General features: G+C 54.8%; 17 protein-coding genes and 1 tRNA gene. 5 read left to right on the forward strand and 13 right to left on the reverse strand.

Features of this window, described 5'->3' with window-relative positions:
• Position 1 precedes the first annotated feature (1 nt).
• The 5 genes from WHS88_05225 to WHS88_05245 form a co-directional block, all read right to left on the reverse strand.
• Positions 2 to 415: a hypothetical protein gene (locus WHS88_05225; protein ID MEJ5259575.1), complete on the reverse strand. Its 414-nt coding sequence runs from the start codon at positions 413 to 415 to the stop codon at positions 2 to 4.
• Positions 397 to 858: a hypothetical protein gene (locus tag WHS88_05230; protein MEJ5259576.1), complete on the reverse strand. Its 462-nt coding sequence runs from the start codon at positions 856 to 858 to the stop codon at positions 397 to 399. Before WHS88_05230 ends, WHS88_05225 begins: the two co-directional genes overlap by 19 nt.
• Before the next feature lie 84 nt (positions 859 to 942).
• Positions 943 to 1,251: a prepilin-type N-terminal cleavage/methylation domain-containing protein gene (locus tag WHS88_05235; protein MEJ5259577.1), complete on the reverse strand. Its 309-nt coding sequence runs from the start codon at positions 1,249 to 1,251 to the stop codon at positions 943 to 945.
• Positions 1,252 to 1,378: 127 nt separating this feature from the next.
• Positions 1,379 to 2,584, reverse strand: coding sequence for a type II secretion system F family protein (locus WHS88_05240; protein MEJ5259578.1), 1,206 nt, complete (start codon positions 2,582 to 2,584; stop codon positions 1,379 to 1,381).
• A 5-nt stretch (positions 2,585 to 2,589) separates the two neighbouring features.
• Positions 2,590 to 4,302, reverse strand: a complete 1,713-nt coding sequence (locus tag WHS88_05245; protein ID MEJ5259579.1) for a GspE/PulE family protein — start codon at positions 4,300 to 4,302, stop codon at positions 2,590 to 2,592.
• A gap of 195 nt (positions 4,303 to 4,497) precedes the next feature.
• Between WHS88_05245 and WHS88_05250 the strand changes: the two genes are divergently transcribed.
• A complete protein-coding gene (locus tag WHS88_05250; GenBank protein MEJ5259580.1) occupies positions 4,498 to 5,214 on the forward strand; it encodes a hypothetical protein in 717 nt (238 codons plus the stop codon).
• A 159-nt stretch (positions 5,215 to 5,373) separates the two neighbouring features.
• On the opposite strand, the gene pheS is transcribed toward WHS88_05250, so the two are convergent.
• From pheS to guaB, 8 genes are all read right to left on the reverse strand, one after another.
• Complete coding sequence (gene pheS / locus WHS88_05255) at positions 5,374 to 6,360, reverse strand: phenylalanine--tRNA ligase subunit alpha (GenBank protein MEJ5259581.1); 987 nt, start codon at positions 6,358 to 6,360, stop codon at positions 5,374 to 5,376.
• An 8-nt stretch (positions 6,361 to 6,368) separates the two neighbouring features.
• Positions 6,369 to 6,722 carry a 50S ribosomal protein L20 gene (gene rplT / locus WHS88_05260; protein ID MEJ5259582.1) on the reverse strand — a complete coding sequence of 118 codons (354 nt, stop codon included), beginning with the start codon at positions 6,720 to 6,722 and terminating at the stop codon, positions 6,369 to 6,371.
• Between the two features lie 90 nt (positions 6,723 to 6,812).
• Positions 6,813 to 7,007, reverse strand: a complete 195-nt coding sequence (rpmI, locus tag WHS88_05265; GenBank protein MEJ5259583.1) for a 50S ribosomal protein L35 — start codon at positions 7,005 to 7,007, stop codon at positions 6,813 to 6,815.
• Between the two features lie 110 nt (positions 7,008 to 7,117).
• On the reverse strand, positions 7,118 to 7,678 hold the full coding sequence (gene infC, locus WHS88_05270; protein ID MEJ5259584.1) for a translation initiation factor IF-3: 561 nt from the start codon (positions 7,676 to 7,678) through the stop codon (positions 7,118 to 7,120).
• A 6-nt stretch (positions 7,679 to 7,684) separates the two neighbouring features.
• On the reverse strand, positions 7,685 to 9,610 hold the full coding sequence (gene thrS / locus WHS88_05275) for a threonine--tRNA ligase (protein ID MEJ5259585.1): 1,926 nt from the start codon (positions 9,608 to 9,610) through the stop codon (positions 7,685 to 7,687).
• 149 nt (positions 9,611 to 9,759) lie between these two features.
• Complete coding sequence (locus tag WHS88_05280) at positions 9,760 to 10,743, reverse strand: lipid A deacylase LpxR family protein (protein ID MEJ5259586.1); 984 nt, start codon at positions 10,741 to 10,743, stop codon at positions 9,760 to 9,762.
• 12 nt (positions 10,744 to 10,755) lie between these two features.
• Positions 10,756 to 12,294, reverse strand: a complete 1,539-nt coding sequence (gene guaA / locus WHS88_05285; protein MEJ5259587.1) for a glutamine-hydrolyzing GMP synthase — start codon at positions 12,292 to 12,294, stop codon at positions 10,756 to 10,758.
• Between the two features lie 11 nt (positions 12,295 to 12,305).
• Positions 12,306 to 13,781, reverse strand: coding sequence for an IMP dehydrogenase (gene guaB, locus WHS88_05290; GenBank protein ID MEJ5259588.1), 1,476 nt, complete (start codon positions 13,779 to 13,781; stop codon positions 12,306 to 12,308).
• Positions 13,782 to 14,054: 273 nt separating this feature from the next.
• Here guaB and WHS88_05295 point away from each other — a divergent pair, with 273 nt between their 5' ends.
• From WHS88_05295 to WHS88_05310, 4 genes are all read left to right on the forward strand, one after another.
• Positions 14,055 to 15,278, forward strand: coding sequence for a CCA tRNA nucleotidyltransferase (locus tag WHS88_05295; GenBank protein ID MEJ5259589.1), 1,224 nt, complete (start codon positions 14,055 to 14,057; stop codon positions 15,276 to 15,278).
• A gap of 67 nt (positions 15,279 to 15,345) precedes the next feature.
• Positions 15,346 to 15,418 (forward strand) — tRNA-Ala (locus WHS88_05300).
• A gap of 55 nt (positions 15,419 to 15,473) precedes the next feature.
• Positions 15,474 to 16,343, forward strand: coding sequence for a prepilin-type N-terminal cleavage/methylation domain-containing protein (locus WHS88_05305; protein MEJ5259590.1), 870 nt, complete (start codon positions 15,474 to 15,476; stop codon positions 16,341 to 16,343).
• A gap of 12 nt (positions 16,344 to 16,355) precedes the next feature.
• On the forward strand, positions 16,356 to 19,367 hold the full coding sequence (locus tag WHS88_05310) for a glycoside hydrolase family 2 TIM barrel-domain containing protein (protein MEJ5259591.1): 3,012 nt from the start codon (positions 16,356 to 16,358) through the stop codon (positions 19,365 to 19,367).
• Positions 19,368 to 19,505 lie beyond the last annotated feature (138 nt).

A 19,505-nucleotide genomic window follows, 5' to 3' on the forward strand; every position in this document is an offset into this window, starting at 1 on the left:
CTTATTGAAGTCTGGCAATTCGGCTTCGCAGCACGGCTAACACCTCCGTCCCGTCCAGCACACCGTTTCGATTTTCATCATAGCCGACCGAAACGGACACCGTACGAAGCCGCGTATCCGAGTCTGCCTGGATCGTTCCCAGATATCCGCCGCCCAGCCCACGGTTGGACACGGACCAGGAGGAAGAAAAGTCCGCGGCAGCGCGGACTCGAAGTTCTTCCAGCTGATTCTGGGCCAAAATCAGCGAACGGGCGGCCTTTTCCGCCCGGGATGTAAAGAAATACACCCGACTGGTCGCCTGCAGGATCGGCACCATCGCCAGCGAGAGAATCAGCGTGGAGACCAGTACTTCCGTAAAGGTCATCCCCGAACGAAAAAACCCGTTTGAATGCCGATTCATTCTTCTTTCCGGCATAAAACGGCTCCTGTTGCCGGAATCACCGTAAGGGTATAACGGATGTTTCCCGCAGAAAGACGAATCTGAGTGTCGCTGCCGCTGAGGAGGTTGCCCAGCGGACCGAATGCAAAGGTCCGACCGCCTGTACAGACTACGGCGGAGGGAAACGACACACTCGTTCGAATAACTCCGCTTTGACGGCTGCATACAGAATAGCCGGTGTAGGGGTCCCCGCCTTCCATCCGGAGTTCATAGCCGGACGGATTGCCCGCGGCATCCGCCAGGGCCAGCTGACGGGTCCAGCGCAGGTCGGCGGCCAGCTGACGGGCCGCCGTCTTGGCTGACTGCCTGCTCACAGCCCCCATCGGCAAACGCGGAACCGCCGCCGCTGCCAGCAGCCCCGCCAAAAGAAGCACAAACAGCAGTTCCATAACACTGATACCCGCCGATGCCCGTTTCACCGTTTCGCCCTCAAAAAAAGAGGGACACCGCACTCACAAAGCGGTATCCCTGCTGATTGCTTCGAAACAATACAGTTTACTCAATCAGTGATTGCACGTCACCCGATGATTGGCATTCATGGTGTACGTGCCGCCCAGCGGACAGACCGGTGCGCCGTCCGGAAAATAGGTCGTGTTGTTCGTGACGTTCGACAAAGCCGCCGGATAGCTGCCCTGGTCCACGTAGTACATTTCAATGGCCGAATTGATTAAGCTGATGTTTGTATCACAAGCCCGCTGTCGGGCATTGCTGGCACTCTGCGAAATGCGGGGCAGAGCAATCGCCGCCAAAGCCCCCAGAATCATCACGACAATCAGCAGTTCTACCAGCGTAATACCTTTTTTATCCTTCATGGCCTTACCTTTCCTGTTCTATTGTCTGTCTGTTCCGCTTCCACCGTGCATCCGTTTCATCGTCCAAAACGAAGCCCGACTTTTGCACGGACGCATTTTTTTTCAAATCATTTTCCGTCGCGGCGGCTTATTTGATATGGCTCATATAATCAAACATGGGCAGATAAACTCCCAGCAGAATCAGCCCGACCGCCGCCCCCATGATGACCGATAACATCGGCTCCAGTTTCACCAGAATCGCGTTTGTCCTCCGCTGAACCGCATGGTCCAGATAATCCGCCCCTTTGGCGAGCATCTGCGGCACCAGACCCGCCTGTTCTCCGGCATGGGCCAGCTGGACAATCACCGGCGGGAATATCGGATGTTCGGCCAGCAGCTGCGACAGAGAACCGCCGCTCATAATCTCCTGTTCGATTCGCTCTCCGATTCGATTCAAAACACTGTTGCGGCAGACCTGACGGGCCTGCTGAAGGGCCTGAACAATCCCGACACCGGCCGACGACATCATCGCAAAGGTCCGAATATACCGGCTGACCAGCATCATTTTCACCAGCGGCCCGACTGCCGGAAGGTTGAGAACCGCTTTATCCCACAGCGTCTGCAATTTCGGATGGTTTCTCCATCGTTTCCAGCTCCAGTAGGAAACACCTACCAGGAGCGGAAAAATCCAGAAATAATGACGCACCAGTTCGCTAAGCCCTATCAGAATCTGCGTCGGCCAAGGCAGTTCAATATGCAGCTGCTGATAGAGCCGCTGGAAAACCGGTATTACAAAAATCACAATAGCCGTCAGGATAGCCGCACAAAGCAGAGCCACCACAGCCGGATACAGAAACGCCCCTTTCACTTTTGTTTTCACTTCCAGCTGCTTTTCATAATATTCCGCCGCTTTCCGGAGTGTCTCAGCCAATTTCCCGCCGCTCTGTCCGGCCTCGAGCATCCCCAGAAAGAAATCTCCGAAGATCTCTCGATAGGGTTCAAAGGCCGACGCAAGCGGCACACCAGTCTCTATCGAACGCCGCACCGAGCTCAAAATGGACTTGAGCGTTTCATTGGAGGCCTGCTCCTCGAGGGTTTCCAGACATCGCACCACGGTCAGGCCTGCCGCAAACATTCCCGAGAATTCATAAGCAAACGCCACAATCTCCGTCGGACGAATCCTCTTTTTAGGAGAAACGGCAGTTCCTGTCCGCTCCAACGGCTTGGCCTCCAGCAGACGGCAGCCCAATTTTCGCAATTCCGCCTCCAGATGGGCGGTGTCTGCTGCATCCTCATAAATGCCGGCCAGCCGGTTCCCGCGGCTGTTTTCCGCTATATACTGATACAAAGGCATTTGCTTTATCTTTCCCGCATATCAATCACGCGCAGGACTTCCTCCAGCGTCGTTCGGCCCTGCCGGACAGCCGAAAGTCCCTGCATTTTCAGCGTCTTCATTCCCTCCTGAATCGCCTGCTCCTTTAATTCATCTTCCGACGCCCCGGAGACAATCAGACGGCGAATCGAGGGCGTCATCATCAAAATCTCATAAACGGCCGCACGTCCCAGATATCCCGTCCGGCGGCAGTCGCCGCAGCCCGTTCCCCGATAGAGAACGGTCGGGCCATCCGCATCGGCGAAGAGTCTCATTTCCTCCGGCTGCGGTTTATAGGGATGACGGCACCGGGGGCAAATCGTCCGAACAAGCCGCTGCGTAATCACTCCCAGCAGGGCACCGGCCAGCTGATGAGCGGCCACACCCAAATTGAGAAACCGCGGAATGACTCCAACGGCGGTGTTTGTGTGCAGGGTGCTCAGAACCAAATGGCCGGTCTGGGCCGCGCTGACGGCTATCTCGGCCGTTTCCTCGTCCCGAATTTCTCCAATCAGAATGATATCCGGGTCCTGACGAAGAATGCTTCGCAGGGCCGAAGCAAAGGTAAGACGAATATCCGGTTTGACCTGCACCTGCGTAATCCCGGCAATCTGATACTCCACCGGGTCTTCCACCGTCACAATGTTGTGTTCCGGACGATTCAGCTGCTGAATCATCGAATACAGCGTGGTGGTTTTGCCGCTCCCTGTAGGCCCTGTCAGCAGAATCATCCCGTACGGATTGCTCAGCAGAGAATGAAACTTCTCCAAATCCGACGGCTCGCTTACCAGTTCCTCCAGTCGACGCAGACCGGTTTGGGAGTCCAGAATGCGGATAACAATCTTTTCTCCTCCAACCGCCGGCAGCGAAGACACACGCAAATCATACAATTTACCCTGCTGCTCCAGGGCAATATGCCCGTCCTGCGGAAGCCGCTGCTCCGAAATGTCCATATTCGCCAGGATTTTAATATGAGAGATCACCTGACGCTGCACGGACGAAGGGACCTCCAGGGCATCCTGAAGAAGCCCGTCTATCCGGTAGCGGACTTTCATATCCGGCTGCTGCGGCTCCAGATGAATATCGCTGGCGCGGCTGTCGATTGCCCCGGTCAGAATGGATTCAACCAGTCGTACAACCGGCGCATCGGCCGACCGGACGGCCTGCCGAACCGGCGTATGTTTCTTCTCTTCGGAGGGTTTATTCTTCAGCCGCATGGACACAATGTCCTGGCGGGTCAGATTTTCTACATTATAATGTTTCTGAATCGCCTGACGGATGGCTTCCGCCCCGGCCGCCACCGGCTGAACTTCATAACCCGTACGGGCCGCTATCATCTGGCGAACAGACAGATTCAGCGGGCTGCTCATGGCCACAATCAGCTTGTCTGCCTGGATACGAAGCGGAATCAGGCCGTAGCGGCGGGCGGTCTCCGGGGGAATCAGTTTCAGGACGGTGGGGTCCACCATTTCCGGAGTCAGGGGGATAAACTCGATTCCGCTGCAGACTGCGGCCAATTCGGTCAGAGCATCCTCATTCAGCCACTCCTTTTGCCGGAGCAGATGAAAAAGACTTTCCCCGGTTCTTTCCTGCTCGGCCAGAACTTCCTGAATCTGCTCTTCCGAAAGAAGTTTCCGCTGCCGCAAGACACTCAAAACCGCGGCCGTCTGTTCATCAATTCCGGACGAAATCGCTTTCATTCGATACTCCATGCGCAGAAAAAACCAAACATCCTCTTTCTTTTCGACCGGATGAGCGCTCTGCTTAACCGACGGTTTCCGGAAGGTTTACATAAAAGAAAAAGATTCTGCAAAAACAGACAGGGGATTTGACCGATATGATGACGTTGACGGACATATTTAGAATGGACATACTGGATATATATACGAGAATATATGGCCATTAAACAAGAAGTTTTTCCTCTTGAATCCAGTCCGCTCACGGAAGAGCAGACCCTTTTTGAGGCTGGACGGGCCGTGCGAAGCCTCTCCCACTTTGTGAAAAATCTCCTTCAAATGGTCGGAGGGAGCGCCGAAGTGGCCCAAACGTCCCTTCAAACCGGCAACTCGAAATGCCTTGAGAAAAGTCTCAATCTTCTCCTGCCCAATCTCGAGCGGCTGCGCCGAACAGTCCTTGACTTGTGTGAATACAGCCGAATCCGCCCTATCGAAGCAGCTGTTTGCGACATCAAAACACTTTGGGAGAATGCTTTGGCGGATTTACCTGCCGCTGGGAAGGAAAAACTTCCTCCAATCACCCTGCAAACTGACAGTCGCTTGCCCTGTGCTTATTTGGACTCGGACAAAATCCGTCAGATGTTCCGGCATATCCTCATTTTTCTGCTGGATCAGAAAGCCGATTCGATATCCGTCGAAATCCGGATTCTGCCGAATCCGCCACAATGGTTTATCTCTTTTGCCTGGGAAGGCATCCTGCCGGAAAATCCGCACAGTCTTTTTGAACCCGCCGAACCCCAAGGCAGCCAATGGGGGACGGGGCTGGATTTGCCCCTGGCGGCTCGATTCATCCATCAGCACAATGGACATATGGAGGCCGTGCAGGAAGGGAAAAACGCATTGCTGCGGCTCTATCTGCCCTCGCAGACGTTTTAAGAAAAGCACCATGCTTCCATTCTGCGGCTGGGCCGAGACTTGCTCCCAAAACTATTCCCGCGCATAAGTCTTTCCGTCATTCCCGCGACTTGTTCTCCGAAGCTTCAGCGAAGGAGAAAGGCGGGAATCCAGACCTTTTAGTTTTTGGGGTTGAGATACTTAGAATTGATTCAGGAAGCGGATGTCGTTTTCGAACAGAAGCCGGATATCCGAAATGCCGTATTTCTTCATCGCCAGCCGCTCAATGCCGAACCCAAACGCCCAGCCGGTGTATTTTTCGCTGTCGATTCCCACGGCATCAAAGACATTCGGGTCCACCATCCCGCAGCCGCCGATTTCCATCCAGTGTTCACTGCCGTCTTTGTCCGTCCACAGGATATCTACCTCACAGCTGGGCTCTGTAAACGGAAAGAAGCTGGGGCGAAACTGCCATTTCGTGCCGGCCCCGAAAAAGATTTGAATGAACTGGTGAATTGTACTTTTCAGGTCCACCATGCTGACGCCCTCATCCACCACAAGGGCCTCCAGCTGATGGAACATAAACATATGCGTGGCATCCACCGTATCCGGCCGATACACCCGTCCCGGCGCAACCACCCGAATCGGAGGTTTCTGCCGCTCCATCACCCGAATCTGAATCGTCGAGGTCTGACTGCGCAGCAGCCGCCGGTCATCAATGTAGAAATTGTCCATCGGGTCGCGGGCCGGATGCTCCGGCGGAATATTCAGCGCAATAAAATTGTGCCATTCATCCTCGACTTCCGGCCCGTAGGCCACCGCAAACCCCATTCGCCCGAATATCTCCAGCAGTTCACTGATGGTCTGAGAAATGATATGGCTCTTGCCCTGTCGTACCGGAAGGCCCGGCAGCGTCACATCGAGAATCGGTCCGCCCCGATGCACGGTGCCCAGGGTGTTCTTTTTCCGTTCAAACGCCTCCGTCACCTCATTTTTAATTCGATTGGCCAGCTGTCCGCCCTGCTTTTTGAATTCCGCAGGCAGCGTGCCAATCTGACTGAGCATCAGAGTTACCTGACCCTTTCGGCCCAGATATTTAATGCGGAAGGCCTCCAGCTGCTCGGCGTTTGAAACCGTCTCCAGCTCCTGCAGAGCCGCTCGGCCGATTTGTTCGAACTGTTCGAGCATATCCAACCCTACAGGGCGGCTTTGGCTTTTTCCACAATCTGGTCAAAAGCGGCCGGGTCGGCAATGGCCAGCTCGCTGAGCATTTTGCGGTTCAGACCGATTCCGGCCTTCTTGCAGCCGTTGATGAAATGGCTGTAGCTGATTCCGCGCTGCCGGCAGGCGGCACTGAGGCGGATAATCCACAGGCCCCGGTAGGTCCTCTTTTTCTGCTTTCTTCCGATTCGGGCGTTGACGTTGGCCCGAACAGCGGCTTCTTTGGCCAGACGCAGCAGCTTGCCGTCCGGACCGCGATGCCCCTTAACAACCTGAAAAATCCTCTTTTTGGCTTGGCGCCGTGCAGCGCCTCGACGTACTCTCGGCATACCAGCTTTCCTTTCGTACCTGTTTCTTTCGCCCGCTGCGGCAGCTGATGTGGCCGGGAAGCAGGCAGAATCGACTTGTCTTTCCTATCCTTACTGCCCGAGCAGGACCCGGATTTTCTTGGCGCGAACGCCTTTAACCAGAGTGGGCGAACCGAAACGCCGACGACGCTTAGCGCTCTTGTCGCTGAGCAAGTGCCCGCCGCCGCAGCGTTTGCGCTTCACCTTTCCGGTGCCGGTTATCTTGACCCGCTTGGCAAGTCCTTTATGGGTTTTTAGTTTCGGCATTGTATAAATCCTTTAAAAATTAGATTTTTTCAGAAAAAGAGCCAAACAATTTATCCGTCATTGACCGTTCCGTCAACCCTAAAATCTACAAAAAAGCTGATTTTTCCTGCCTAACTGCCCTTGGCGGGCACCAGAACCATGGTAATCCGTTTGCCCAGCATCTGAGCCGGACGCTCAATCTTGGCCACCTCCTGAAGGGCCTGAACAATTTCGTCCATCATTTGGTAGCCCTGATCCACATGGGCCATTTCCCGCCCTCGAAACGGCATCGTAAACTGCACTTTATGCCCCTTTTCGAAGAACTTGACGGCCTGCGCCAGCTTAATCTGGCGGTCATGGTCGTCGATTTTCGGACGAATCCGAATCTCCTTGAGCGTAACGACGTGCTGTTTTTTCTGGCTTTCCTTGGCCTTCCGCTTCTGCTGGTACAAAAATTTGCCGTAATCCATAATCCGGCAAACCGGCGGATTCGACGTCGGCGACACCTCCACCAAATCCAGCCCTGCTTCCATTGCCCGGTTTCGGGCCTCCTCAATGGACACAATCCCGACCTGCTGGTTGTTCTCGTCAATCAGCCGAACGGGGCTGACCCGAATCCGCTCATTAATCCGATAATTCAGTTCTTTAGTGATAGCGCATTCCTTTCCAAAAAGTGTGTGAAATCGTTTCAGACCTGCTCATAACGTCAGCGTCAAAGACCGACTGCGGATTTTTTCCTGCACACCGGTCAGAAATGCTTCCACGCCCATCGAACAGCTTTCTTTCGACTGGCGAAGCCGGACGGTCAGTGTGCCCGTCTCCGCCTCTTTGGGACCGACAACCGCCATATACGGAATCCGGTCCGAATGAGCCCGGGCGATCTTGGCGCCAATCTTGTCATCCGTCAGGTCCGAGGTGCAGCGAATCCCCGCCTCCTCCAGCCGCCGCTGCAGCTGGTCGGCATAGGCATTCGTTTTTTCGCTGATCGACAAAACCCGCACCTGTTCCGGAGCCAGCCAGACCGGAAAATGCCCGCCGTAATGCTCAATCAGAATCCCCAAAAACCGCTCCAGCGACCCCAAAATCGCCCGATGAATCATCACAGGCGTTTTCTCGGTATTGTCCCGGTCGGAATAGACCAAGTTGAACCGCTGCGGCATCGAAAAATCCAGCTGAATCGTCCCCAGCTGCCAGGACCGCCCCAGACAGTCATTGATATGGAAATCAATCTTCGGCCCGTAAAACGCTCCGTCGCCTTCGTTTATCTGAAAGGCCAGCCCTTTGTGTTTCAGGGCTCCGGCCAGCGCATTCGTTGCCAGCTCCCAGATTTCATCGGAACCGATATGCTTTTCCGGTTTGGTGGACAATTCAATATGATAGTCCTCAAACCCGAAGGTCGAGTAAATCTCCTGAACCAGATTAATCACTCCGATAATTTCGCCTTCAATCTGTTCGGGCGTACAGAAAATATGGGCATCATCCTGCGTAAACTGCCGCACCCGCACCAGCCCGTGCATCTGCCCGCTGGCCTCATAGCGGTGAACCAGCCCCAATTCCGCCACCCGCATCGGAAACTCCCGATAGGAATGCTTCTTGGAATTGTAAATCAGAAGTCCGCCCGGACAATTCATCGGCTTGATGGCGTAATTGACTCCGTCCACCGATGTAAAATACATATTCTCCTTATAATGGTCCCAGTGCCCGCTGCGGTGCCAGAGCGACTCGTTGAGAATAATCGGCGTCTTCACCTCCACGTATTTATACTTGCGGTGCACCTGCCGCCAGAAGTCAATGATTTCGTTCCAGATAATCATCCCCTTCGGATGCAGAAAAGCAAAACCCGGCCCCTCTTCGTGGAAGCTGAACAGTTCCATCTGCTTTCCGATAAGCCGATGATCCCGCTTTTTGGCCTCTTCAAGCCGTTCCAGATAGGCATCCAGCTCCTTTTTCGTCGGCCAGACTGTTCCATAAACACGCTGCAGCATCTTCTGGCTGGCATCCCCGTGCCAATAGGCGCCGGCCACACTCATAATCTTAAAGGCCTGCGGGTCGATGCAGCCGGTTCTCGGAATATGCGGTCCCCGGCAAAGGTCTTCGAAATGGCTCTCACCGTGGCGGTAAAAACTGATAACATCCCCGCTGGCCCGCTGGATGTTGTCCAGTTTATACGGGTCATGGGCCATTTTTTGCAGGGCCTCCTGCCGACTCATCTCAATCCGAATGAAGGGCTGGTTGGATTGGATGATTCTCCGCATCTCCTCTTCGATTTTCTCAAAGTCCTCCGGACGAATCGGCTCATCCAGGTCAATGTCGTAATAAAACCCGTCGGCAACCGTCGGCCCGTAAACCAGTTTGGTCTTCGGCCAAATCCGGCAGATTGCCTCTGCCATAATATGCGCGCAGCTGTGCCGCAACACCTCCAGTCCTTCCGGCTGGCGGGCCGTCACGACTTCAAAGGAAACATCTCCCTGCAAAGGGGTGGACAAGTCGGCAAGTTTTCCGTTTATTTTTACAGCCAAGGCTGCTTTGGCCAGCCCCGGCCCAATTTGTTCAACCGCCTGTTCGGCTCGTATTCCGTCGACCGCAGTCAGAACTTTCCCATCCGGGAGCGTCAGTTTTGCCATCTATCCTTTCATCCTGAATAAATCTTCTTTTTTATTATCGACAATCTTCAAAAAAATATACAGACATTACAAAAAATGTCAACCACGAATATCGTTTTTATAGGTCCTTAGAAAACCGGCCGAATACCCCAGAAACAGACTCTCTCCCTCTAAAAATCCCATTTTACTGTCAAGGCTCCGTAGCTGTCGAAATAATTTTGTTCCTTGTATTCCTGAGTCAGGTAAGTCTGTGAGTAGCCCAGTTCCAACGAACGAAACTGAAGAACACACCCCACTTGAAGATGTCCGACAATTGGTTCCGGGTTTAAATCGGTCAAAAATTGGTTATACCCAACCGCCCTTCCGCCCAGCCGAACAAAGAAGTATCCCGCTCTTTCTTTCCGGAAGGCTTCGGCAATAGCTCCGGCAGGCAATTCCAGCCGGTCCGGTCCCCAATCCTTCGGCAATTCCCAAAATCCAAACCGCCCGATTATACTTGCCTGCAGATGACAAAACACCGAACCGGCCGTAAACCCATACTCGGAAAGGAAATCAACCTTTTCGGACGGCTTCCAGAATGCCCCTTGCAAACGCTGCTTGCGATACCAGGAAAAGTCTACTGCCGGACGGTCTCCCAGCTGGCTGTCCCAGCCGATTGGTTTTCCGGAATGCATCGCTTCATGAACACAGGTCTGAATCTGGCGTCCTTTGGCGGAAGGCCCTATGACACCCAGACTCAATTCCGCCTGGTCCAGAACCTGTTCATTGGCCCGCTGGACAAAAAGCCCGCTGTAAAGCCAGCCGGCAAACCGCATATCCTTCAGACGCCGTTTGGCGGGCTCATCCACATGATCCGGCGTATAAATGTTCTGCCCCAAAAAGACACCGGCCGCCGTCTCGACTGGCCCCTGAGGAGCCGAGAAGAAAGGCACACTCATCTGTCCGTACCCTTCCAGCCACTGCCAGCTTGGCTTGAAGCCGTACACCAGTTTAAACCCGTTGGTGTAATGCCGGTCTGTATTGTGATTGGGTTTCAGATACCGGCTGTCGTTTTCAGCATATATCGTAAACGTCTCCGCTCGTCCAGCCGAGCCCAGCCCCATCATCGCCAACAGCATCAGCCCCCTGCCCGCCGTAAACCAGCCGTTTGCCATGGTGTTTTCCCCTTATTCCCACTCAATCGTCGCAGGCGGCTTGCTCGATATATCATACACCACGCGATTGACCCCGCGCACCTCATTGATAATCCGGTTGGCAATCCGCCCGAGTACCTCATAAGGAATCCGTGAGAAATCCGCCGTCATAAAGTCCGTCGTATCCACCGAACGAATCGCAATCACATGCTCGTAGCTGCGCTCGTCCCCCATCACGCCGACCGTTCCTATCGGCAGCAGAACCGCCAGCGTCTGGCTGACGCTCCGATACAGCCCCGCCGCCTTGATTTCCTCAATCAAAATATCATCCGCCTCCCGCAGAATGGCCAGTTTCGGCTCGGTCACCTCTCCGATAATCCGCACCGCCAGTCCGGGCCCGGGGAACGGATGCCGCCAGACCATCTCTTCCGGCAGCCCCAGGTACTCCCCGACCAGCCGCACCTCATCCTTAAACAAATCCCGCAGCGGCTCAACCAGTTCAAACCCCAGCTGCTCCGGCAGTCCGCCGACGTTGTGATGCAGTTTGATGTTCGCCGCCAGATTGCCGTCCTTTTTGCCCGATTCAATCACATCCGGATACAGCGTACCCTGTGCCAGAAAACGCGCATCCGGAATTTTGGCGGCTTCGGACTTGAACGCTTCAATAAACTCCGCTCCGATGATTTTGCGTTTTTTCTGCGGGTCCGTCACACCGGCCAGCTTCGCCAGAAACTGCTTTCCCCAATCCACCACCCGCAGGTCAATATGAAAATGATTGCGGAAGGTCGCCACAACGCCTTCACGTTCGTTTTTGCGCAGCAGCCCGTTATCCACAAAGATGCAGACCAGCTGGTCGCCTATGGCCTTGTGCAGGAGGGTCGCCGTGACCGCCGAATCAACCCCGCCCGACAGGCCGCAAATCACCCTCGAGGAGCCCACTTTTCGACGGACGGTCTCAATCGCCTCCTGGACAAAATCGCTCACCTGCCAGTCGCCCCGGCAGCCGCAGATATCATACAGGAAGTTGCGGATGATTTCCTGTCCGCGGGGCGTATGCGTCACTTCCGGATGGAACTGAACCCCCCAGAACCGCCCGTTTTTGTGCCGAACCGCCGCAACAGGACAGGTCGGCGTCTCGGCCAGCGGAACGAAATCATCCGGAAGCTGCTGCACCTGGTCGCCGTGGCTCATCCAGACGGTTGTATGCTCCGGAAGGCCCCGGAACAAATCATCCTGACGGAGGATGGTCAGGGCCGTGCGTCCGTACTCGCGGGCCGGAGCCGAAGAGACCTGCGCCCCCAGCAGTTTGCAGCCCGCCTGCATCCCGTAGCAAATCCCCAAAATCGGCACCCCTGCCTCAAACAGCCGGCGGTCGCACATCGGTGCATTCGGGGCATAGACGCTGGCCGGCCCGCCCGAAAGAATAATCCCTTTCAGTCCCGGACGCAGAATCTTCTCCAGCGGCATACTCGGCTGGACAATCTCCGAATAAACCTTATGCTCTCGAACCCGACGGGCAATCAGCTGCACATACTGACTGCCGAAATCCACAATGACAATCTGCTCATGCATAGATTCAACCATCAGCTGTCAAACGGCACATATCCCGAATAGTTCGGCGATTCTTTGGTAATCACAATATCGTGCGGATGCGATTCGCTCACGCCCGCCGGACTGATTCGCACAAACCGCCCGTTCCTGCGAAGCTCCTCAATCGTCCGCGTGCCGCAGTAGCCCATCCCGGCCCGCAGCCCGCCGACCAGCTGATACACAAAATTGCTCAGCGTACCCCGATACGGCACCCGCCCTTCAACCCCCTCCGGCACTAGTTTGTCCCGCTCCGTGGTTCCGCCCTGTCCGTAGCGGTCCGCTGAACCCTGTATCATCGCCCCAATCGAGCCCATCCCGCGGTATTCCTTAAACTGACGGCCCTTGTAAATCACCAGCTGTCCGGGGCTTTCCGCCAGTCCGGCAAACAGCGAACCGAGCATCACGCTGGATGCCCCCGCCGCAATCGCCTTGGTAATATCGCCCGAATGACGGATGCCGCCGTCGGCAATCACCGGCACCCCCTCTTTATCGGCATACGAAACCGCATTCATCACCGCGGAAATCTGCGGTACCCCAACGCCCGATATAATCCGCGTTGTACAGATGGCCCCGGGGCCAATCCCGACCTTTACCGCATCCGCACCGGCCAAAATCAAATCCTTGGCCGCCTCCGCCGTAGCGATATTGCCTGCAATCACATCAATATCGAAATGCTTCTTAATCCAGCGCACCATCTCAATCACATTCTTGGAATGCCCGTGCGCCGTATCCACCACCAGCACATCCACCTCAGCTTCAATCAGGGCCCGAACCCGGTCGTGGTCCCGCACCCCCACCGCCGCCCCCACACGCAGCCGACCGCGAGAATCCCGAACCGCCGATGGGAACTGCTGCACCCGGTCAATATCCCGCATCGTAATTAGTCCGGCCAGCCGCCCTTCTTTATCTACCAGCAGCAGCTTCTCAACCTTATGCTTCTGGAGAATCTTTTTGGCCTCCTCCAGCGTCGTCTCCGCAGGCCCTGTCACCAGATTCTCCTTCGTCATTACCTGCCGAATCGGCACCGAATCATCCGCCAGAAACTTCAAATCCCGCCGGGTCAGAATCCCCGCCAGTTTCCCCCCTTCCACAATCGGAATCCCCGAGACATTCTGCTCCTGCATCACCTCCCGGGCTTTGGCGACGGACATATCCGGCGTGAGCGTCACCGGGTCCAGGATAATCCCGTTTTCCGAGCGTTTGACCTTAATGACTTCCCGTTTTTGGGCTTCAATCGACAGATTTTTATGAATAATCCCGATGCCGCCCTCCTGCGCCAACGCAATCGCCAGGGCCGATTCTGTCACCGTGTCCATCGCCGCCGAGACAATCGGGATATTCAGCGGAATCCGCCGGGTCAAACGGCTGCTCGTATCGGCCTCGGCCGGCACAAAATCACTGCGGGCCGGAATCAGCAGCACATCATCAAACGTAATTCCTTCCCCAACAATTTTCTCTTCCATATTCATAGACTTTCTCCGATGACAGACAAACAGACCCTTTTAGAAGACAGAATATATCTGTATAACAGAGATGCGTCAAAGACAATTTGACGTGGGCTGTTTCGACAGGCTTTTCTTTTTGTAACCATACAATACTGTACCTGACAAAATAGGCCCTGTCAATCCTCGGCTTTCGAAAACTGAAAAAATGTTGTTCCGAAAAAGAACAATTTGACAGTCCGGCCTGCCGCTGAAAGAATAAAGACCTTCAGCTATCTCTTGTTTTGGGAACAACCGGGAATGACGAATCGTGCTCAGGCACTAAAAGTACTGAAACGGCTCCGCCAGGAGGGCTATCAGGCCCTTTTTGCAGGCGGCTGCGTGCGAGACTACCTGCTCGGACGACGCCCCAAAGATTACGATGTCGTCACCGATGCTGTACCGGACCAAATCATTCCGCTGTTTCGGAAAACACTCAAAATCGGAGCCCGTTTCGGCGTGGTGATTGTCATCCTCGAAGGCAAACAGGTGGAGGTGGCTACCTTCCGAACGGAATCCGATTATCAGGACGGACGTCATCCCGAAAAAGTCGAGTTTGCCACGGCCAAAGAAGACGCTATGCGTCGAGATTTTACCGTCAATGGGATGTTCTTTGACCCCATTAGTCGACAGACCCTCGATTTCGTCGGCGGGCAGGAAGACCTCCAAAAGAAAATCATCCGCACTATCGGCAACCCCGATGAGCGTTTCGGTGAAGACTACCTGCGACTCCTGCGGGCGGTGCGTTTTGCTGTCCAGCTGGATTTCGAAATCGAAGAACAAACCTGGCAGGCCGTTTGCCGACATGCCCCCAAAATTCGCCAAATCAGCCCAGAACGGATTGCTATGGAACTGGAGCAAATCCTCACGCATCCAAACAGAGCACGCGGTGCTCAGCTCCTGAACGATTCCGGCCTGGCGGAAGCCATCCTGCCCGGCTTTGAAAAATCTTTCCGCCTTTTCGGCAGCAAAATGCTTCGGCATCTGCCGGAAAAAATCGATTTTCCTCTGGCTTTGGCGGCTTACTGGGCGGCCGCCCCCATCGATAAAAGTATGGAATGGGCCAAATCGCTTCGCCTCAGCAATTCTGCGATAAAGCATATCCGTTTTCTGCTCGAAAACAAAGAGGTGCTCGCTGAGGCCGACCTGCCTTTGGCCCAGTTAAAAATTCTCATGGCCGAACCCTATTGGGAGGACTTACTCCACCTTCGCAGGGCCCTTCTTTTGTCAGAGGGACGGTCCATCAGCCCCCTGAAAACGATTCAAAAAAGGGCCGCCGCCCTGAAAGGCACAATCCTTCGCCCAAAACCCTTGCTGGACGGCCACCAACTCATCGCTTTGGGGGCTGTTCCCGGCCCGATGGTCGGCCGGCTTGCCCGCGAACTGTATATTGCCCAACTTGCCGAGGAAGTCCAAACCCCCCATCAGGCCCGCCTGTGGGTTCAGCAATGGCTTGAAAAACACACCGAAACCAAAAACAAATAATCCGTCTTTTTTTCGGCAAAACAGGACTTGTCAGGATATTTAAACTATGGTATAGTCCTCCTCTGACGGGGCCGTAGCTCAGTTGGGAGAGCGCTTGCATGGCATGCAAGAGGTCGTGAGTTCGAATCTCATCGGCTCCAGTTCCTCAGAGGGGGCGAAAACTTGCCGAAAGCCAAAGGAAAGGGATTCAACCCCATGAAACCCAAACGTGCTTTTACGCTCATCGAACTGCTGGTTGTCATTGCCATCATCGGTCTTCTCCTGTCAATCATTATCCCGGCCCTCAAAAGCGCCAAAAACCTCGCGGCGGCCTCCGTCTGCCTCGGCAATGAAAGTCAGCTGATTAAAGCATGGCTTCTTTATGCAGAGGACAGCGATGCCAGAATTGTTGACGGAGACACCTCGGACAGTTTGACCGAACCGGGGTACAATTACTACACCATCTCCAGCCGCTCCGTCCGCGTCTGGAACTGGGTCGGAAGGCCGATGGGCCCCAACCGTGAGGATGTCAACAAAACCCTCGATGACAAGATTCGCGGATATCAGGCCGGCGCCCTCTGGCGCTATATTGAGGCCCCTAAAATCTATAACTGCCCCGTCGATACCCGGTACACCAAACCCGCCACCTACAAAGGGAACAACCCCAACAATTATGACCCCGACTGGATGGGCGGATACCGGAGCTATTCCATCGGGAAAGTCCTTTCTCAGAGGCCGGAAGCCGGAACCGGTGAGGACGTCTACACCATTACCAAACTGTCCCAGTTTACTTCGCCCGGCAGCAAAATCGTTTTTTTGGAAGAGGCCGACGGCTACGGCTGGAATCACCGCACCTGGAATATGAACCTGAATTCTCCCCAATGGGTGGACCCCTTCGCCATCTGGCACAACGGCAGCAGTACACTGGCCTTTGCCGACGGCCACGCCGAACGCCACAAATGGGTCTCCAAAAACACCCTCGAAATGGCCAAGGCCCAGCAGAAAAACTGGTCTGCTCTCAATCCCAACGGCACCGTTTCGGAGGACTATCTCTGGTTCAAACGCTCCTACGTCCCCGGCAAATGAGAGGAAAACAGATTGGCAAACAGAATCAAATCATCCGGAATTCTTCTTCTCTTCTGGACCGTTTCCGCTTTCGCCATTGTTTTTGAGCCCGCGTCTCCGTGGACGCTGTCGCTGAACTCCGACTGGAAGTTTTGTCTGGCCGACCGCTCCCAGCAGTCTCTTCTGGAAAACTTCTTCAAACCGGACTTCCGCGACGCCGACTTCAAACCCATCCCTGTCCCGTCCAACTGGGAACTGCACGGATTTGAAGAGCCCCGATACGATACGCCCGACCCGCAAAAAGTCGGGCTCTACCGCAAAAGGTTTACTCTGCCCTCGTCCTGGGAGGGCCGGCAGGTCTTTATCCATTTTGAAGGGGTGGCCTTCGGCTATACGCTTTATGTGAACGGCAGGGAAGTCGGCTCATTCGAACATGCCTTTCTGCCCTGCCAGTTTGATATCACCCCGTACGTCCAGAAAGGGGAAAATCTCCTGGCCCTTGCCTGCTATCGCGACCACTTGCAAATCCGCTTTGACTGCAACGATGACTGGGCTTTATCCGGCATTTACCGGGAGGTATATCTGTTTTCCCCGCCTCAATATTTCCTCGAAAATCTGACTATCGAGACCCGAATTGAACCGGCTCGTCAAACCGCTCGGGTCGAAGGCCAGGTCGACGTCCGCTTTTTCCGCCGACCCGACAATCCCAAACCTCCACTGCCCCGTCTGCAGCTTCTTGCTGAATTGAAAGACCCCGGCGGACGGCAAATTTTCCGACAGGAATATCCGATTGCTTTTGAAAATCCCGAATTTTTCCCTCATTCATCTTTCCGCATCCCCGTTGAAAACGCCCTCTTTTGGAATGCGGAGACTCCATTTCTGTATGAACTGACGCTGACCCTGCTGGCGGAAGAGAAGGAAACACACTGCATCCGCCGAAAAGTCGGCCTCCGTGAGGTCTCCGTGGACAACCGCATCCTGAAAATCAACGGCAGGCCGGTCAAACTGCGAGGCGTCTGCCGACACGAAATTCACCCCGACGTCGGGCGGGCTCTGCAGGAAAAACACTGGCGGCAGGATATCGAACTGATGAAAGCCGCCAATATCAATGCGGTTCGCTGTTCGCATTATCCGCCTCATCCGCGTTTTCTTGAACTGTGCGATGAATACGGTCTGTATGTTCTGGACGAAGTGCCCATCGGGTTCGGCGAACGGTTTCAGGCGGACCCGAAGGGGCTGGAGGCGATGCTGTCCAGAGCAGATGCGACCGTCCGAAGGGACCGTCTGCACCCGTCTGTGATCGCCTGGGGTATCGGCAACGAAAATCCGCTTGTAGTCAATCTCGAAAAAACCGCACAGTTTGTCAAACGAATGGACCCGAGCCGGCTGGTGTACTACCCCGGCGGCGACTTCCGCTCCTCCAAATCCACCGCCGACACCGGTCATGCCTCGTTCATCGATTTCTTTTCCCGTCACTACCCTCGGCTGACTCATATCGAACAGCATGTACAAAATACAACCGTCCCTGTGCCCTATCTGTATTCCGAATACAACCACGCCCTCGACACTGCCTTCGGTGGGCTGGCTCCCAAATGGGAACATATGCAGAAAACCCCGCATATCGCCGGCGGGTTTATCTGGCTGTGGGCCGATCAGGGGATTCGACGCTCCATCCGCGGTCGGCCCGTCCACAATTCCTATCTGGACATCGAAAACCTCGGCCCCTCGGACCTGTCAGGGGATGTCTATCTGGATGCGGATACGATCCTCGACAGCCACGGTCAATACGGCACGGACGGCATTGTTTATGCCGACCGAAGACCCCAAACCGATTACTTCCAGACTCGCGCCGTATACAGCCCCATCCGGATTCTCGAAAGACAGATTTCCGTCCGGCCCGGCTCCCAAACCGTTACCCTGACTGTCGAAAACCGGTATGATTTTACAGACCTGAAAGAATGCACAGGAACCTGCCGGCTCTTTCAAAACAGCACCCTGCTGAGCGAACAGACTCTTACCATGGCCGCCCCGTCCCATTCGACACAGGCCCTTTCCATTCCTCTGGCCCTGCCCGACAACATTTCTGAAGATGCCTTTTGGATGGAAATCCTCTTTCAGGACAGCCGACAACAGGCCGTGGCCGAATACTCCGTCCGTCTCCTTCCGGACGGCGGCAAACCGGATTGGCTGGCCTGGCTTGAGCACAAAACAACCCCGTCCTCCCTCTCCGGAAACGGGCAGACCTGGCAGTGGAGTCAACACGGTGTTTCCCTGCTCGTTGAACCCAATGGACGGCTGACCCTCAAAGAACACAACCGGATTCTCCTCCAAGGTCCCTATCTTCGGACCGGCCGACAGCCCACCATGGCCGAGCGCCGTACCTATGCTTCCGCCCAACTTCAACTATGGGAGCCGCCACTGTTCAACAAAACCGAAGTCCTTAAACAAACGGAGGAACAAACTTCTGCGGGAACCGTCCTGCACGTCCATCTGCTATTCCGCAGCCCGGACGACACAAAAACCGTTGAGGCACAGATTTCCTATACGCTCTCTCCAAAGGGCTGGGTTGATGTGGAATACACTCTGACGCCGAAAACGCCGGAAGGTGCGCTGCTCGAGTGCGGTCTGGCTTTCGAATTGCCGCATACGCCCTCTTCTATTACCTGGCAGGGATTAGGCCCTTATCCGGCTTATCCGGACAAAAGCGAACTGTGCCGCTGGGGGTTTCATACGATTTCATCGGACTTTCCCTTCTTTGACGGAAACCGAATGGATGTAGAAACCGCTCTCTTTTTCATGGGCGGCAGCCGTTTAGGAATCGTTTGCCCGCCGAGCAACCTCGGCTGGGAAAAAATCTCAAACGGTCTGCTGGTCTTCCACAACGCCGCTCTGGCAGGTCTTGGAACCAAATTTGCTCTTCCGGAGGCACGCATTGAGGCCGCCGCATCCCCCCCTCTCCAAGGCCGTTTTCGGATTATCCCCTTGCCTCAGGGGCCTGCCAACCGCCTTTTTGGAGCTCCTATTGGGACGTTTTCCGTCCGGTAAAACTTTGCCGAAGGCCGGATTATAGGAACTTCCGTTTGCTAAAATTTTAGCAAAAGACGCTTCCCGTTCTTCTCTTCCGGCAGGTTGCTCCTTTTTGAACAGACTGGGTCTGATAAAGAAATCCGCTGAAAAACTGAA

It is taken from the genome of Anaerohalosphaeraceae bacterium (assembly GCA_037479115.1).
Lineage (GTDB): Bacteria > Planctomycetota > Phycisphaerae > Sedimentisphaerales > Anaerohalosphaeraceae > JAHDQI01.

Bases quoted from the DNA above. Each gene is read 5' to 3' on its own strand.
- WHS88_05225 (MEJ5259575.1), bottom strand. From the start codon at position 415: ATGCCGGAAAGAAGAATGAATCGGCATTCAAACGGGTTTTTTCGTTCG.
- WHS88_05235 (MEJ5259577.1), bottom strand. From the start codon at position 1,251: ATGAAGGATAAAAAAGGTATTACGCTGGTAGAACTGCTGATTGTCGTG.
- WHS88_05240 (MEJ5259578.1), bottom strand. From the start codon at position 2,584: ATGCCTTTGTATCAGTATATAGCGGAAAACAGCCGCGGGAACCGGCTG.
- WHS88_05245 (MEJ5259579.1), bottom strand. From the start codon at position 4,302: ATGAAAGCGATTTCGTCCGGAATTGATGAACAGACGGCCGCGGTTTTG.
- WHS88_05250 (MEJ5259580.1), top strand. From the start codon at position 4,498: ATGGCCATTAAACAAGAAGTTTTTCCTCTTGAATCCAGTCCGCTCACG.
- pheS (MEJ5259581.1), bottom strand. From the start codon at position 6,360: ATGCTCGAACAGTTCGAACAAATCGGCCGAGCGGCTCTGCAGGAGCTG.
- rplT (MEJ5259582.1), bottom strand. From the start codon at position 6,722: ATGCCGAGAGTACGTCGAGGCGCTGCACGGCGCCAAGCCAAAAAGAGG.
- rpmI (MEJ5259583.1), bottom strand. From the start codon at position 7,007: ATGCCGAAACTAAAAACCCATAAAGGACTTGCCAAGCGGGTCAAGATA.
- thrS (MEJ5259585.1), bottom strand. From the start codon at position 9,610: ATGGCAAAACTGACGCTCCCGGATGGGAAAGTTCTGACTGCGGTCGAC.
- WHS88_05280 (MEJ5259586.1), bottom strand. From the start codon at position 10,743: ATGGCAAACGGCTGGTTTACGGCGGGCAGGGGGCTGATGCTGTTGGCG.
- guaA (MEJ5259587.1), bottom strand. From the start codon at position 12,294: ATGCATGAGCAGATTGTCATTGTGGATTTCGGCAGTCAGTATGTGCAG.
- guaB (MEJ5259588.1), bottom strand. From the start codon at position 13,781: ATGAATATGGAAGAGAAAATTGTTGGGGAAGGAATTACGTTTGATGAT.
- WHS88_05295 (MEJ5259589.1), top strand. From the start codon at position 14,055: ATGACGAATCGTGCTCAGGCACTAAAAGTACTGAAACGGCTCCGCCAG.
- WHS88_05305 (MEJ5259590.1), top strand. From the start codon at position 15,474: ATGAAACCCAAACGTGCTTTTACGCTCATCGAACTGCTGGTTGTCATT.